Source organism: Streptomyces sp. NPDC093225 (genome assembly GCF_044753805.1).
Lineage (GTDB): Bacteria > Actinomycetota > Actinomycetes > Streptomycetales > Streptomycetaceae > Streptomyces.
Window position 1 is genome coordinate 15842 of the sequence record NZ_JBIVNX010000075.1, and the last position, 14107, is coordinate 29948.

General features: G+C 71.4%; 17 protein-coding genes. 2 read left to right on the forward strand and 15 right to left on the reverse strand.

Annotated features, from left to right (window positions below):
* Window positions 1-86: 86 nt before the first annotated feature.
* The 12 genes from ACIQCH_RS35945 to ACIQCH_RS36000 form a co-directional block, all read right to left on the reverse strand.
* Entirely contained in the window at window positions 87-1340 is a 1254-nt protein-coding gene (locus ACIQCH_RS35945; RefSeq protein WP_402588122.1) for a DUF3631 domain-containing protein, read from the reverse strand.
* Window positions 1341-1688: 348 nt separating this feature from the next.
* Window positions 1689-2615, reverse strand: coding sequence for a bifunctional DNA primase/polymerase (locus tag ACIQCH_RS35950; protein ID WP_402588124.1), 927 nt, complete (start codon window positions 2613-2615; stop codon window positions 1689-1691).
* 88 nt (window positions 2616-2703) lie between these two features.
* Complete coding sequence (locus tag ACIQCH_RS35955; protein ID WP_402588126.1) at window positions 2704-2964, reverse strand: hypothetical protein; 261 nt, start codon at window positions 2962-2964, stop codon at window positions 2704-2706.
* An 8-nt stretch (window positions 2965-2972) separates the two neighbouring features.
* Entirely contained in the window at window positions 2973-3464 is a 492-nt protein-coding gene (locus ACIQCH_RS35960) for a hypothetical protein (RefSeq protein WP_402588128.1), read from the reverse strand.
* 25 nt (window positions 3465-3489) lie between these two features.
* Entirely contained in the window at window positions 3490-3678 is a 189-nt protein-coding gene (locus ACIQCH_RS35965; protein ID WP_402588130.1) for a hypothetical protein, read from the reverse strand.
* Window positions 3679-3927: 249 nt separating this feature from the next.
* Window positions 3928-6063, reverse strand: coding sequence for a hypothetical protein (locus tag ACIQCH_RS35970; RefSeq protein ID WP_402588132.1), 2136 nt, complete (start codon window positions 6061-6063; stop codon window positions 3928-3930).
* A complete protein-coding gene (locus tag ACIQCH_RS35975; RefSeq protein ID WP_402588134.1) occupies window positions 6051-7715 on the reverse strand; it encodes a hypothetical protein in 1665 nt (554 codons plus the stop codon). The genes ACIQCH_RS35970 and ACIQCH_RS35975 overlap by 13 nt, the downstream gene beginning before the upstream one ends.
* 78 nt (window positions 7716-7793) lie before the next feature.
* Window positions 7794-8084 carry a hypothetical protein gene (locus ACIQCH_RS35980; protein ID WP_402588136.1) on the reverse strand — a complete coding sequence of 97 codons (291 nt, stop codon included), beginning with the start codon at window positions 8082-8084 and terminating at the stop codon, window positions 7794-7796.
* 31 nt (window positions 8085-8115) lie between these two features.
* Window positions 8116-8457 (reverse strand): RRQRL motif-containing zinc-binding protein, encoded by a 342-nt coding sequence (locus ACIQCH_RS35985; RefSeq protein ID WP_402588138.1) that lies wholly within the window; start codon window positions 8455-8457, stop codon window positions 8116-8118.
* Window positions 8454-9302 carry a hypothetical protein gene (locus ACIQCH_RS35990; RefSeq protein WP_402588140.1) on the reverse strand — a complete coding sequence of 283 codons (849 nt, stop codon included), beginning with the start codon at window positions 9300-9302 and terminating at the stop codon, window positions 8454-8456. Before ACIQCH_RS35990 ends, ACIQCH_RS35985 begins: the two co-directional genes overlap by 4 nt.
* Window positions 9299-9559 (reverse strand): DUF6303 family protein, encoded by a 261-nt coding sequence (locus tag ACIQCH_RS35995; RefSeq protein ID WP_402588142.1) that lies wholly within the window; start codon window positions 9557-9559, stop codon window positions 9299-9301. Before ACIQCH_RS35995 ends, ACIQCH_RS35990 begins: the two co-directional genes overlap by 4 nt.
* Before the next feature lie 17 nt (window positions 9560-9576).
* Complete coding sequence (locus tag ACIQCH_RS36000) at window positions 9577-9840, reverse strand: DUF6284 family protein (protein WP_402588144.1); 264 nt, start codon at window positions 9838-9840, stop codon at window positions 9577-9579.
* An 856-nt stretch (window positions 9841-10696) separates the two neighbouring features.
* On the opposite strand from ACIQCH_RS36000, the gene ACIQCH_RS36005 reads away from it, so the two are divergent.
* On the forward strand, window positions 10697-11455 hold the full coding sequence (locus ACIQCH_RS36005) for an XRE family transcriptional regulator (RefSeq protein WP_402588146.1): 759 nt from the start codon (window positions 10697-10699) through the stop codon (window positions 11453-11455).
* 2 nt (window positions 11456-11457) lie between these two features.
* On the forward strand, window positions 11458-11931 hold the full coding sequence (locus ACIQCH_RS36010; RefSeq protein WP_402588148.1) for an NUDIX domain-containing protein: 474 nt from the start codon (window positions 11458-11460) through the stop codon (window positions 11929-11931).
* On the opposite strand, the gene ACIQCH_RS36015 is transcribed toward ACIQCH_RS36010, so the two are convergent.
* The 3 genes from ACIQCH_RS36015 to ACIQCH_RS36025 all read right to left on the reverse strand — a co-directional run bounded on the left by ACIQCH_RS36015 (window position 11919) and on the right by ACIQCH_RS36025 (window position 13636).
* Window positions 11919-12497 carry an HD domain-containing protein gene (locus ACIQCH_RS36015; RefSeq protein WP_402588150.1) on the reverse strand — a complete coding sequence of 193 codons (579 nt, stop codon included), beginning with the start codon at window positions 12495-12497 and terminating at the stop codon, window positions 11919-11921. The two genes, ACIQCH_RS36010 and ACIQCH_RS36015, sit on opposite strands and share 13 nt — an antisense overlap.
* Window positions 12494-12961, reverse strand: a complete 468-nt coding sequence (locus tag ACIQCH_RS36020; RefSeq protein WP_402588152.1) for a GntR family transcriptional regulator — start codon at window positions 12959-12961, stop codon at window positions 12494-12496. The genes ACIQCH_RS36015 and ACIQCH_RS36020 overlap by 4 nt, the downstream gene beginning before the upstream one ends.
* A gap of 105 nt (window positions 12962-13066) precedes the next feature.
* Window positions 13067-13636: an HIRAN domain-containing protein gene (locus ACIQCH_RS36025; protein ID WP_402588154.1), complete on the reverse strand. Its 570-nt coding sequence runs from the start codon at window positions 13634-13636 to the stop codon at window positions 13067-13069.
* Between the last annotated feature and the right edge of the window lie 471 nt (window positions 13637-14107).

The following is a 14107-nucleotide window of genomic DNA, read 5'->3' on the forward strand; positions in this document are numbered from 1 at the left end:
GGGGCGCGCGTTTGTGGCGGATCCGGATTTTGTGGCGGATCGGTGCCGCCACACGCGGGGTGTGGCAGCACCGGGCCGGGGGTGGTTCAGGCGATGCCGGCGGGCCGTCGTGTGGCGGTCTGGTGGGGCGTGTGGCGGATGCCGGGGAGGGTTTCCGCCACAGATTCACCCCCGCTGACCTGCGGTGTGGCGGCTGTGGCGGCTGTTGCGGACTTCTGGGGGTGTGGAGGGCAGTACCGGGCCCAGGCGTCCGCCAGGTCCTCCGCGTAGTAGCCCTTGGGGGTGGCGGAGCCGACGCGGATCCCGCGGGGCTTGATGGGCTTGTTCGCCGCGGTGACGTACTGGCCGAGCATCTGCGACAGCATCCGGGAGTTAAGGGGCTTGCCGTCCATGTCGGCCCACGGGGCGTCGTCCATGCGTAGGAGGCATTCGAGGATGGCCGCGGTCGGCATCCGCTCCTCGCCGCGGAAGACGACGTCGCGCAGGTCGCTCAGCAACCGGATGCCCAGGGAGGACGCGTCGTTCTCCTTGGCGGCCGTGACCAGCTCCAGGCAGGCGGTGCGGGCCCGGTCCGGCCAGTGCCCTCCGGCTGCTTCGGCAACGGACAGGAGGGGCTCCCACACGTCGGCGGGCCGGTCGGTGACTCCGTCAGGCATGGTGGGCCAGGATCCGGTGACCTGCTCGCGGACGGAGTCGGCCCAGGCGGCGAGGCGGTCGCGCAGGGCGTTGCCCTGCTTCTTGTGGATGCGCTCGCGCCAGGGCTCGCAGGACTCGTTGGGGGCCTTCTTGCGCATGCGGATGATGACCGAGCGGGTGAAGACGGTGTCGGGCAGGGAGCCGAGACCGGCGAGGGCTACGGCGCAGTACGCGGGGAAACCCTCCACGGTCTGGTTGGCGCCATCCCCCACGCAGCGGTACATCTTCCGGCCCCGGGTGTGCCCGGCGTTGAGGAACTTGCGCAGGTTCTCATCACCTGCGGCCTTGGGCCCGAAGATGGTGTCGATCTCGTCGAAGAGGATCGTGGGCCGTTCCCCTTCGATCCCGGCGACGGACCGGAACAGCGCGGACTGCGAGGCGTCCACCGCCGCCATGGAGTTCGGCACCAGCGTCTCGACCACGTCCAGCGCGCGGGACTTGCCCGAACCGGGTTCCGGGGAGAGGAATGCGATCCGCGGGGTGGCGTCGAAGGAGTCAAGCAGGTGCGCGTGGGCGTCCCACAGGACGACGGCCACGTACGCGGCTTCGAGCGGGAAAATGTTGAAGCGGCGGTGGAAGCGCTCGACGTCGTCAAGCAGCGCGGCGCCGTCGATCGGTACGGCGAGCGCGGTGGGGTCGCTCATCAGCGGCAGTCCCTTCCTGGGAGGGCAGCAGGGGGCACCGGGTGCGGTGCTTGGCGTGGTCTTCGATCAGCGCGAGGGCCCGGGCGTGGCCGGCGGCGAACAGGTCCCGGCCGCACGAGCACCACGAGTGCACGGTCGGCGTGGCGTCGCGGGGCGCGGCGATGTGCAGCCAGGCCAGCGGGCGGCGCCCGTCGCCCTGGTGCGGGTCAGGGCAAACAGCAGAAGGGACGCCCTGACGGGCGACGACCTTCGGCGCGCTAATGCCGCCGGCGGTCGGGCCCGGTTCGGCGGGGCCGGGGCCGGCGGGACTGCCGGGAGGGCTATTAGCCGGGGGGTGCTCGGGGGCGGTCATGCCGTCGCCCGGGGTCCGGGGTTGTTGGCGATGGACCAGTTGAGGGCGCTGGTGATGGCGGAGCGGTACTCGTAGGGCTTCAGCTCGGCCGCTTCCGCCCCCCTGCTAAGAGCCCCCTCCACCTCCTCGCGCCCGAGGTCGCCGGACGCCACCAGCCGCCCCAGGGCCCGCGCGGCCCTCACCAGCGCCTTGTTCCGCCCGCCCTTGGCGGCCGTGGCGACGTTGTTCTCCTCGTTGCGCAGGGCCGCGTCCGCGTACGCGGCGCGTCGCCCGGGCCGAGGGCCCGAAGTGCGGGACGGGAACGGGACGGCCCGGATGCGGGGCGGTGCGGTGAGCTTGCGGTGCATCCAGTCGGGGAGCGGTGCGGGGGGCCGGTCGTCGGTGATCTCGTAGGACCTGCCCGCGAACCGGCTGCCGGGGGCGGCGACGTATCCGCCCCAGGCGCGGTGGTCGATGTGGCGGCCGAGGATGTCCTGGTTGGAGCCGATGCGGGCCCCGGGCGGGGCGGTGAAGTACAGGTGCAGCCCGCCTGAGGGGGTGGCCACGGTGTGCGTGGCGGGGAGGGTCTCGCCGAGGGCGGTGCACAGGTTGTGGAGGATGTCGCTGCCGTGGTGGGTGCCGGGCGGGTCGGACGGCTTGGGTGCGTCGAGGTCGATGACGACGAGCCCGGCCGGGCCGGTGGCCAACCCGACGTTGAACGGCCGCGTCTCCCACGCGGCCCGGATCAGGGCCGGGTCGGTGGTGGCGCGCTGCTCGGGTTTGGCGTGCCCGTTCGCGCACTGCCCGGTGCCGGGGCAGTCGCGCTCACCGTGGAGGGCGAACACCTTCGAGCCGGGGCGGAGGGGGATGACGGGCCAGCCGCGGTTGGCCGTCGCGAGGGCGGCGTGGAGTAGGTCTCGCCGGATGTCGGCGTGATGGGTCATGCTGGAGACCTCCAACAGGTCTGTTGAGGACTGGAGAGCAAGGGCGGCCCCGATTCATTGGCGTGAGAGGGGGCCGCCCTCGGCACGTTTAGAAGGGCGGTTCGTCGCTGTACCCGTGCGACGTGGCCCCCGACGTGAGCCGTCGGGGCAGGCGGAGGAGCGGCCACCGGCGGGTGGAGTCCCAGCAAGGGCACAGGTCCCACTCGGTGCCGGCGTATTCGCCGGTCTCGGGGTCGCCGTAGTCGTACGTGAAGCCGCCCTCGCCCTCGCAGTTCGGGCACTGCGGGTGCGGTGTGTCGGTGAGCACGACCGTTCGCCGGTCGTCGGACAGGCGGATGCGCAGTCGCATGGTTCTCCTCAGCGCTGGTTGAAGGTGCCGGTGGCGCGGCCGAACATCCCGGACGCGGTGATGTTCTGGGTGATGTGCTGGACCGGGCCCGCCCCGCCCTGCCGGGTGCGGGGCCTGCTCGCCCTCCACAGGAGCGGGGCGGCGGCGAGGACAGCGGCGAGGGCGCCGGCGGACCAGAGCGTCTCGGTCATGGCGTTGAGTCCCGGGGCGGCGTGGGCCAGGCCGAGCGAGGCGGCCGCGACGCCCCCGCCGACCGTCGGGGCAAGGAGCGCGGTGGTCTTGGCCCACCGCGGGATCGGCTGACCCTGCTCGACCGCCACGAGCGCGGGCCCGGCCGGCGGGGTGCTGGTGTAGGCGAGGGTGCGGGTGCCGTTGGGCAGGGTGACGATCTCGACGCCGGGCGGGATCTCCCCGGGCGTCATCGGCGGGTGGATCGCCGTGGGTCGGACGACGTCGTACGGAGTCGTGGTGGTGCTCGAGTACGTCGGTTCATAGGGCACGACAGGGCTCCTTCACGGTGTCCGGTCAGAGGCCGGATATGGAGTTGGCGAGGGCGGCGACGAAGGTGTGGATGGCGTCGGCGGCGCCGGTGTCGGCGAGGAAGAACCCGAACCCGACCGCGACCGCGGCAGTCCCCGCGCCCAGGTGCCGGGTGCGGAGCAGGACGGCGAGGATGACGCCGAGGAGGACGACGAGCGAGAGGGTGACAGCCATTGCGGGCCCCGTTTCTGGGCAGGCCGACGGGCGCTGGGAAGGGCGCCGGCCGGGGGTGGGTGGTGGCTGTGCGTGAGGGGGGTTAGTGCCTACCGCCTACTGCCTAGTGGCTACTGCCTACTGCCCAACCCGCAGATGAGAGTGGGTGTGTGAGCGGTAGGTGGGCAGTAGAGGGCCGTTCTACTGCCCACCGGGGTTGGGCGGTAGGCAGTAGGCGGTAGCGCCGTGTGAGGGCGTCTGGCGGTGTTGTCAGGCGTGGTCGGGGTGGACGTAGACCGAGTGCGGGCCCCGGTCCCGGTAGACCAACTCGCCCCGCTCGGCCGCGGACTTGAGAGCCTTGCGGACCGACTCCCGACCGCGACCGACCGCGTCCGCGACGGCGGCCGGCTTCATCCCGTCCGGCCCTGCCGCGTAGAGGGCGGCGACGGCGGCGGGCAGCCAGTCCGGCCCGGCGTCCGCCGCGGCGGCGCTGTCGTCGTCGTTGCGGAGGGCCGAGAGGTTCAGCCCCGGCCGCCCGGTCTCCCGCTTGGGCTCGGGTCCGGCGGTGGGTTCGGGGGTGGTGGCGAACTCGGCGTCGATCTGCCGCCTGAACTCCGCCGCCAACCGATCCTCCTCCGACACCGCCCCCGCGGCCGCGGCCGGTGCCGTGGTGTCGGTGCGGAAGGCGGACAGGTTCAGCCCGCCCGTGGCCCGCGGCGCCGCCACCGGGCCCGTCTGGGTGGTGTCGGTGTGGGTGGGTGTGTGGTCGTTGATCCAGGCGGTGCGGTCGGCATCCCAGCGGCGGGCGTAGTCGGGCCCGGCAGCCTTTGCCGAGATGGCGTCGAGGTAGGGGTGGCGGTCGCTGGTGGCGTGGACGATGTCCCGGATCTGGGCGGGCAGGATCCGCCACGTCCCGAACAGTCCGGCCGGGGACTCGGGGGTGCCCATGAACCCCGAGCCCTTGTAGGGGGCCTGCTCGATCCGCAGACCCTGCGCACCGGGGAACAGCTTTGCCAGGTCCATGCCCTCGGTCGCACCGCCGGTGAGGGCGACCCGGGTCTTGGCCTCGCGCCGGATCATCAGGTCACCGAGGACGGAGCTGGTCGCGCCCAGGGCGGTCAGGACCGTGCGGATGCCCATGGCGCGGAGCATGCGGATCACTTCGAGGATCTTCTTGGCCAGCTCACGCTTCTTCGGGTCCCGGCTGACCAGGATCTCGGCGCCCTCGTCGATCAGAAGCATGATCTGAGGGATCTCACGGCTGATCGGCAGGAGGTCGGTGTTGGTCTTGGCCATGAGGTCCTGATAGGCGCGCTTGCGGTAGTCCCCGACCCGGAGCGCCGCATCAAGCATCTTCAGGGCTTCCTTGTGGGTGGAGGCGAGCCAGTCGATACCCGGCCGCACGGCCCTGTGGCCGTCGTTCGGCTCCATGGCGGGTCGGATCCAGGGCAGGCCGGCGGATCCGGCGTTGAGGTCGATGACCCAGGTCAGCATGTCCTCAGCGCGGGCGAACCCGGCCAGGATCACGTGGACCATGTTCGTCTTGCCCGACCCGGTCGGCCCTACGACCAGGGCGCACTGCTCGCGCAGGTAAGCGCAGATCTCGTCCGCGTTGGTGCGGTAGCCCCACGGGATCCCCGTGTGGATCGACAGAGCGCTGTAGTCCGACGGGTAGGCCACCTCGGCGGCGAGGACGTTGACCGTCGTGACGTCGATCAGCACCCGCCCCTGGTCAACCCCCGGCAACGCGGCCGCCGTGCAGCCGTGCGGCAGACGGGCATCGGCACTCAGCCGGGCATTGTCTTTGGCGATCCGGTCGTAAGTGACGCCGCCGGTCGGGAGTTCGGCGTCGATGGTGAAGCCGGTCCCGGTCGGCCACGTCTCCACCGCGAGCACGCGGACGGTCACGCCGCACACGCGCTGGATCCGCTCGACCCACTCCGCGGCGATCGCCCGGCGCTCGGCGGACAGTTCGCGGGCGATCTGCCGTTCCGTGTCCGCGATTGCTTCGAGTTCGCGTGCCTCTTCGTAGAGGCCGGTGGCGCGGGCGGACGCCCCGATCGCCACGCCAAGGGTGGCGAGCGAGCCGAGGGCGGCCCAGGTGAGGGGGCCGGTGGCGACGGCCCACGTCGTCCACCCGGCCCCAAGGAGCCAGGAAGCGGCGCGAGCGCCGATCGTCCGCCCGGCCAAGCGCTGGCGCAGGCCGGTGGCGGTGTGGCCGAGGGCGCCTGCGGTGCCGGCGGCCAGGGCCCAGGTGGGGGGCATGTGTGTGGCCGCGCCGAGGGTGGCGACAGCGAACGCTCCGGTGGTGGCGGACAGGGCGCCGGTCACGGGTCCGTGACCGGCAGCCCAGTCCAACGCCACCCCGCTGTTGTGGGTGGTGGTGGCCATGATCAGACGTTCCATCCCTTCTCGGACTCGGTCCCGTTGCGGGGGTCCTCGTGGCGGGCGATGTCCGCCTCGTGGACCTGCCGGAACATGGGGCCCAGGTCCTCGGCGACCGCGACCGCGCTGTTCAGCGCGCCGTAGATGTCGTCAAAGCCCCCAGCGATCTCCTTCTCCAGCGGGAACTCGGAGTCGGAGCGCTCGGCGAGGATCCGCATGACGTTCGCGATCGAGGTCAGGGCCTCGGGCAGGCCATCGACCATCGCGAGGATTTCCATAGCGCTCTCGGGCTCGTAGGACTGGGCGGCCTGCTCGAGCTCGGCGGCCAGTTCCTCGAACCGGAACCCGGACGTGTTCGACACCTGTGCTCCCTCGGTCATGGGCGGTGCGGGGATACGGGACGCGGGCCGGGCGGCCCGATCCCCGATCGGCTCGCACTCTTCCTTCAGTTCGGTCTCCGCCTGCTCCTGCGCGGCCTGCTCGTCCTGCTCGAGCTGGGCGCGGATGGCGGCGTCGCGCTGCTCGCGCTGGGCCTTGGCCCGGTCGACCAGCCACCGGTACAGGCGCCGACCCGGGTACATCAGCCACCCGATGCCGAGCTTCCGGCCCAGCCACGTGGTCGCCGTCCCCAGGACGCCGAGCAAGCCACCGAGCAGGCCGGCGGCGGCGCGCCGGGCGTGGAAGCGGGCGGCCGACCGGCGCAATGCCTTGCGGGCGGCCTTCTGGGCGGGGGCCTTGAGTTGAGCGACGCGCTTGGTGTGGGCGGCCTGCCGGATCCCGGCCCGGCCACTGGCAACCTTCCGGCCCGTGGCGCGGTCCCGGGCGGCCCGCAGACCACCGGCGGCCTTGTCGCGGGCCTTCGCCGCGGCGGCCATGCCCTTCGCGAGCGTCCGGGCCGCCGGCCCCCGGCCGGAGCCGGGAGCAGTGCGGTTCTTGCGGTCGGCGGCCTTGGCAGCGCGGCGGGAGTCGGCCACACCCCGGCGGGCCTCCAGCGTGGCCGTGCGGGCCGCGCTGCGGGTCGGGTGCTGCTGACGGGCCGCAGCCCGCACATCCCGCACCTGACCTGCCCATCCCCCGCCGAGCCGACCGACCGCACCCACGGCCCGCCCGGCCAACGAGATTCCGGCCTTCGGCCTCACCTCCCGTGCCTTCGTGGCCGTGGCGCGAGCCAGGCCGGCGGACGGAGCGGCGGCCGACCGGCGCCCGGCCGATGTCCTCGCCGCGGCGCTGTGCTTGCGGGATCCGGTCCCGCCGGAGCGGGCGCCAGTCCGGGACGGCGACGGCACCCGGCCGGACGCCGGCCGGTGCCCCTTCAGGCTCCGCCCGCCCGCGCTCGCCCCCAAGGAGCGGGAAGCCCCGGCCTTCGAGCCGGTAGCGCCGGCCTTGACGCGGGCGGAGCGCTTGGTGTTGGTGCGCTGGCGAGTGGCGGCGGCACCGAGGACAACGGCGCCGGTCATCGCGACGGCGGCCGCGATCGGCCCACCGGCCAGGGCAGCGGCGCCGACCAGGCCCGCGGTGGTGTTCGCACCGGACAGGGCCAGCGGCAGCACCGGGATCCCGCCCGGGGTGTGCTCGACCTGCGGCGGGGCGGGCGCCGGGTCGGGGGCGGCCTGCTCGGAAGTGGGGGTGTCGGTCTCAGGGGGTGCTATCGGTTCGACGGTGGTCTCGGTCATGCTGGGGGCACTCCTCATGGGGAGAGGGGCCCGGCCGTTCACCTCCTACAGCGGCGGCCGGGCCCGCATGGCGGGATGTCAGTGGGTGGGGTGGTTGGCCGCGGTCTCCTGCCAGTGGCGGGACTCGCCGGCGTCGACGCCCCGGACGCGGACCTCGAAGAGGCAGCCCGGGGCGGGGCAGCGGTAGGTGGTCCAGGCCCGTCCCCCGATCACGCGCTCAGCAGTCCGGTCCACGACGTGCGCCACAGCCAGCGCGCACGCCAGAGTCAGGGACAGCGGGACGTCATGGGAGCGCAGTCTCAGGGCGATCGCCAGCCCGAAGAGGGCGGCGACGGCCAGGCACAGCCAGGGCAGGAGTCGAGCGGTCATCGGCTTCACGAGCAGTCCTCTCGAACGGGGTTCAGGCCGCGGCCTGGTAGTCGTCGGGGTACGCGCAGGGCACGCACATGCCGAGCCGGAGCGGGATCACGTAGCCCGCATCCCTCCGGCACTCCGGGCAGGTCCGGCGGGCCGCGTTGGCCTTCGCCAGAGCGGCCCGCTTGGCCGCCGTCATAGGGCGGACGGGCCGGGCGCGGTCGATCCGGTACAGGAAGGCCACCAGCGGCGGCCGGCGGTACCGGGGGCGTTCCACCTGGGCCACCACCGGCTGTCCACCCGGCCGCAGGCCAGCCGCCCGCAACTGCCGCACGGTCGCCAATCCGTCCGGCGCCAGGCGCCAGGCGTAGACGGGGAGGGTGCTCACCCGGTCACCTCCGCCGCGGCGGGGGACGGGGTGCCCAGCTGGGTGTAGACCTTGTGGACGTAGGAGGTGGACCGGGTGGACTTCCGGGCCGCCTTCCCGATCGACACCCCGTCCTCCCAGCACTCGCGGATGATCCGCTTCGCCTCATCCGATGGCAGCTTCTCCACCAGCTCGGCGTGCAGGGGGACGACGGTGGACGTGCGGGGGATGGCCAGGGGATACACCCGCCTGTCACCACAGATGACCAGCAGCGATCCGGAACCGGCACCCGTGGGCGCGGCGGTCGCCGCGTACGCGGGCGGGGCGGTGGATGCCCGGGCAACGGTCGGGTGGACAGGGGTGGCTTCCACCCGGGGCGCCGGGGTGTCCACCAGGGTGGCGCGCAGGTCTTCGATCTTGTTGAGGATCGCCCGCCGGTAGTGGCTGATCGCCTCAGCGAGGACGATCAGCAGGACCGGGGGGATGGAGTGGAGGACCAGCCCGGCGGGGTCGACGTGGTGGGGGACGCCGAAGGCTGTCCCCTCGGGCCACAGGGAGGCCCAGCAGTTCATCACCCACGTCGCCACACCGGCGAACCAGCGCAGGCCCGACGCCCACCCCGACGGCGCGAGCCCGTACTCCGACAGGCGGCCGTCGTAAAGCAGGACCGTGCCGAGGGCGACGGCAACCATGGGGTCGAGCATCCACGCGATCCCCACCCACACGTGGTGGTCGATCGCGAACATCGTCACGTTCGTGGCGGTGAAGATCAGCGCCACCGTGCAGATGCCCACCAGCACCCGCGTGAGCGAGTCCAACGACCGTTCCAGGGCCCGGATCTGCGCCAGGGCGCTCCGGGCCCTCACCGGTTACCACCGGAGCGGATCGGACGGACGGGGACGTGGGCGATCAGGTAGGCCGGTGCGGTCCCAGCCTCGTCGAGCATGTCCTCGACCCAGGACCACTCGGCCCGGGGCTCGATCTCGTATCCGAGGTCGGCCAGGACGGCGGTCCGCTCGGCCACCGTGGGGATCGGCGCCCCGTCGGGCCAGTCGTGCGACGGCCAGTCGGCCACACCGCCCTCCAGGGCCACGAACAAGTGCCAGCCGTCACGGCTGGTCATCTCCGCGCACGGGAACATCACGCCACCGCCGCACCGGCCGCCGACGACTTATTCGCCGCGTCCCGCCGGGCCGCCCACACACGGCGGTGGGCCCGGCGGATCCGGCGGCCGTCGAACGCCGACGCCGGCCGGTCCAACAGCGCGATCAACGCGTCCAGCAACTCGACCTCGGCCTCGATGACCGACATCTCGGCGTCGATCGCCGCCAGCTCCGCGTCCGTCGGCTCCAGATCGACCGGCAGGCGGGTAACACCCACGTGACGTGCAACGATGGATTCCATCGGGTCTTGCTCCTCTCCAGAAGGAACGGGACCGAACAGCAGCCCCGGGTCTAGCCACCCGGGGCTGCACGTCGTTGTGAAGCAGGAGACTCCGGCTCCCCTCAACCCCGCCCGTACGAGCGCCGAAGCGCCGCACGGGCGGAGGAGGCAACCGGCCGCAGCGGAGCTGCGAGGTCAGAAGTTTGAAAGCCGAACTTCACCTGTGCGCCATTGCCGCGGAGCACAGGTCCCGAGCCGGGAATCGGGTGCGTCATCGTCACTGCTCTGACGCCAGCAGGCGGCCTACACGAATCGGTGCAGGTTGGCGTGCCGCCGACGACATCACCCGGTCGCCGCGGGGGCGGTCTCACTCTTGCCGCCACGTGCATTGGGGCCCCGCTGTCCCTCCCCACACCCGAATCCGGATGGCGCCTGCCAAGCGCAAAGGGGGAGCCGGCGTCCATCACAGCGGTTTGCCCCCGGACCCTCGCCCTAGGCACCTACCGCGACCGCCGACTCGCGTCAGCCCCGCACGATCACTGTTCAGTTCTCAACGTGTAGCCAGGCGCTCCCGACTGGCCGTGGAAACCCAGAGGGCTCCCGCGCCGCGAGGTGTGGGGACACAGCCGGAGCAGGCAAAGCAGGGGTAGGGCTTCGCTCCGAGTTCTTTGCAGAACCGATGCAGTACCTCTATTACAGGTATCGCATCGACTTGCGTCAAGCAGGTCTGCGGAGGTTCACCGCTTTCGCGCCGGGACTTCCTGGCGCACCATCAGAATCGGGCCAGGTCAGGGGCGTTGTTTACCCCTCGCGTGGACACGTCGGGGCCTTCTGGCTACCGTCAAGAGCTCCCAAGACGTCCCACCGGGGGGTGTAGATGTCCAACGAGCGCTTACGGTCGGCCCTGCTTGCCAAGGGGATGACCATTCAGCAACTCGCGGAAGCCATCAGCGTCAACGCGAAGACCGTGGAACGCTGGATTACGCAAGCCAAGATCCCCTACCGGCGCCACCAGTACGCCGTGGCCGCTGAGTTAGGAGTCGGCGTCACAACCCTGTGGGACGACGAGCGGGCGGTCGAGTCGTCCACTGACCTGAGCAAGGCGGAGATCGTGACCGTCTACCCGCACCGGCACATGGTGCCGGGAGGGCTCTGGCGCGAGATGTACGACCGCGCCAAGACACAGGTCGACGTGCTCGTATACGCGGGGCTTTGGCTGTCCGAAGATCCGCAGTTCCACAAGATCTTGAAGAGCAAGGTATCGGGCAACGCCCAAGTGCGCCTGTTACTCGGGGACCCTGCCTGCGACGCGGTCCGGCAGCGCGGCATCGACGAAGGCCACCGGATCATGGATGGCAAGATCCGCAACGCCCTGATGAACTACCGGCCGCTCCTCACCAGTCACCCTGAAATCGGGATCCGGCTCCACGACGCGACGCTGTACAACAGCCTGTTCCGCGCTGACGACGAGATGCTCGTAAACACCCACGTGTACGGCATCGGCGCCTTCCTGGCCCCTGTGCTCCACCTGCGCCGGCTCCCCGGGGGCGGCCTCTTCGACACCTACGCGAATAGCATCGAACAGACGTGGGGCCAAGCCCGCCCAGTGACCAACCACGACTTCACAGGAGCATGAGCATGGGACGTATCGACTACCTCCACGACCCTGCCGGCCCCGCACCGAACAACGTGGTCCCCTCCGTCGTGGCCTTCGTCCAGAACGAAGCCGGGGAAGTGCTGGTCATCCAGCGCTCTGACAACGGCCGTTGGGCCCTGCCCGGCGGTGGCCACGACGTGGGCGAGTCCATCAGCGACACCGTCGTGCGTGAGGTGTGGGAGGAGACCGGCATCAAGGCCGAGGTCGTCGACCTGTCGGGCATCTACACCGACCCCGGTCACGTGATGCTGTACGACGACGGCGAGGCCCGCCAGCAGTTCAGCATCTGCTTCCGCGCGCGGCCGGTCGGCGGGGACCTTCGGACGAGCAACGAGACGACGCAGGTCCGCTGGGTTGCCCCCGCGGACCTGGTCGACCTCGATATCCACTCAACGATGCGACTCCGCATCGAGCACGCCATGGACGCGACCCGGAGCACGCCCTACATCGGCTGAGCGACTACCGCCTTCGCTGCGGAGAGCCTGGTGAGCACGCGGACCGTACACAGCAGGATCTCCGGCTCAGCGCGCCGGATGAACTGCCCGATCAGGCTCTCCGGCCCGTAGCGGCCAGCAATCTCGTTGATCCGGTCCACGGGGTTCGTGGACGTGCCGTCCGGCGTGGTGTTCATGTCGCAGAAGCAGAGGACGTCGGCCAGGTGCTCCTCCTCGCGGGGGAACTCGTCCTCGAGTACGTCTCGCAGGCCCCGGGCCTCAGCCTCCATCCACGCGCAGGAGTGGTGCGCGACGAGCCGTACGACGCGCTCGTCCGCGCCGAGGCTCCGAAGGTGGCGGGCACCGTCGAGCGGGTGGAACCCGGTCTTGGCGAGGTCCGGCGAGTATCCGATGTCGTGCAGGACGGCCGCAGCCTCCAACAGCTCGGCGTCCGGGCCCAGGATCTCCGCGACTGCGCGCGCCCGCTCGGCAACGCCGAGGGAGTGCGCCCAACGGCGCGGCAGCGGGTCGGCCAACAGCGACTCCGCGAGCGGATAGGCCCAATCGGTCAGCGTGGCAGTGGTCAAGACTTCAAGTCCTCCTGTTGGGACGGCAGGGCCCGGACAGAACGCCGTTTGCCCTGCCCCCCTTCCGTGAGCAGGCCAGCGGCTTCCAACTGCGCCAGGGCCTTGCTGATGGTCGGCCGGGACACCTTGAAGCGGTCGCTCAGCTCTCCTTCGCTCAGGAAGGCAGCCCCCACGTTCAGCCCCTCAGCCGTGATCAGTTCGGCGATCCTCTCGGCCAGCGGCCGGCGGTCAACCGACTCGCCGGGACGCACGACGCGCCACCGCGCGCCGGGGACCGGCTCTGCGACGCCTTCCTGCTGGAGCACCCTGAACGCCCTGAGCGCCACTCCGCGGGACACCATGTACTCGGCCATGACGTCTGCCAAGGCAGGCAACTCCTTCATGCCCGGATCCGCGGCGATCTGCCCATTGATGTGGGCGGCGATCCTCAAGAAGGTCCCCCGCGGGCTGGCCTGTTCCGGCACTCCATCTCCTCCTTCGCTCGGGGTTCCTTCCAAGCCTCGCACGGCGACAGCCAGCACGTGAGCATGGGCAAGGCCGATCGACAGGAGCTGCCCCTATGCGGTGCACTACTCGGACCGGCCCGGGACTCGTAGCGCCGTGACCCGCTGCCTGAGGTAGACAGGCTCAGGTAGGTCGGGCGGGCGGGGGGCCATGAGGTGCGCCACCACCTCGGGGGCCGCCGCCAAGACGGCAACCCCATCGCAGTCCACCCCCGGACCCGTCCCACGCAAGCTCACCGCCGTGAGGCGTGTGCCGGCGGCGATCAACTTGGACCAGTAGCGGGCCTTCTGCCGATTCACGTAGCCGATCGGTTCCTTGCCGTAGTTGGGGTGCACAGCCACGGCGAACGGGTCGTGAGGGTTGTCCGGCTCTCGAACGAGCCGCAACGGGCGACCTGGGGAGAGATCCGCCCGGCGGGCCGCCTCGGGGTAGTAACCCACTCCTCGCACGTTGGCCACGTAGAGCCCCGCTCGCTGTAGCCGTCGGTCCGTCGGGCCGACCAGCAGTCCTGTCTCGTCTTCGCAGAGACGCAGGCCACCGTCGTACTCGACGAGGTGCAGCCGATGAAGACCACCAGGCGGCGGTACGAATCGATCTGCCGGCCCGTCCGACGGGACGTACATGCGGGTGTACATGGCTTTCCCCTTCGATGCGAAGACGCTCCACCCTTCCACTTCGATGGGGCCCTTGTGGCCCTTTCGACCTGCCGGGCACCGTGCAGTGGCGGGGCTTGCCCGTACGGGCGCGGGAGCCAGGGTGGGGAGCCAAACAGGGAGCCATCCCCGGCATTCCCCGGCGGACTCCCCCGGACTCTGGCGGACGCTGGATGCAATCGCTCCAGTGCCGACTGGGCAGTTCGGGAGCCACTACCTGATGCCCCTCATAGCCCCGACTTAAGTGCGCCCTAAAGATCTCTCTCCGGGTCCTTAACCAGGCGGTTCGTGGGAATTCCCGGGCTAGTTTCGAAGGGCGACGGGACGTGTCGCGGGGCCGCCCGGGGGGGGGGCCCCCCCCCCCGGGTCCCCCCACCCGGCCCCGCGGCGCCCCCCCCCCCCCCCACCCCACCCCCCCCAATAACCATCGCCCCCCCACCCCCCACCACACCC

What these genes read in the sequence shown, in the direction of transcription:
- ACIQCH_RS35945 (WP_402588122.1), bottom strand. Translation starts at nt 1,340, where the DNA reads ATGAGCGACCCCACCGCGCTCGCCGTACCGATCGACGGCGCCGCGCTG.
- ACIQCH_RS35950 (WP_402588124.1), bottom strand. Translation starts at nt 2,615, where the DNA reads ATGACCCATCACGCCGACATCCGGCGAGACCTACTCCACGCCGCCCTC.
- ACIQCH_RS35955 (WP_402588126.1), bottom strand. Translation starts at nt 2,964, where the DNA reads ATGCGACTGCGCATCCGCCTGTCCGACGACCGGCGAACGGTCGTGCTC.
- ACIQCH_RS35965 (WP_402588130.1), bottom strand. Translation starts at nt 3,678, where the DNA reads ATGGCTGTCACCCTCTCGCTCGTCGTCCTCCTCGGCGTCATCCTCGCC.
- ACIQCH_RS35970 (WP_402588132.1), bottom strand. Translation starts at nt 6,063, where the DNA reads ATGGAACGTCTGATCATGGCCACCACCACCCACAACAGCGGGGTGGCG.
- ACIQCH_RS35975 (WP_402588134.1), bottom strand. Translation starts at nt 7,715, where the DNA reads ATGACCGAGACCACCGTCGAACCGATAGCACCCCCTGAGACCGACACC.
- ACIQCH_RS35980 (WP_402588136.1), bottom strand. Translation starts at nt 8,084, where the DNA reads ATGACCGCTCGACTCCTGCCCTGGCTGTGCCTGGCCGTCGCCGCCCTC.
- ACIQCH_RS35995 (WP_402588142.1), bottom strand. Translation starts at nt 9,559, where the DNA reads ATGACCAGCCGTGACGGCTGGCACTTGTTCGTGGCCCTGGAGGGCGGT.
- ACIQCH_RS36000 (WP_402588144.1), bottom strand. Translation starts at nt 9,840, where the DNA reads ATGGAATCCATCGTTGCACGTCACGTGGGTGTTACCCGCCTGCCGGTC.
- ACIQCH_RS36005 (WP_402588146.1), top strand. Translation starts at nt 10,697, where the DNA reads ATGTCCAACGAGCGCTTACGGTCGGCCCTGCTTGCCAAGGGGATGACC.
- ACIQCH_RS36010 (WP_402588148.1), top strand. Translation starts at nt 11,458, where the DNA reads ATGGGACGTATCGACTACCTCCACGACCCTGCCGGCCCCGCACCGAAC.
- ACIQCH_RS36025 (WP_402588154.1), bottom strand. Translation starts at nt 13,636, where the DNA reads ATGTACACCCGCATGTACGTCCCGTCGGACGGGCCGGCAGATCGATTC.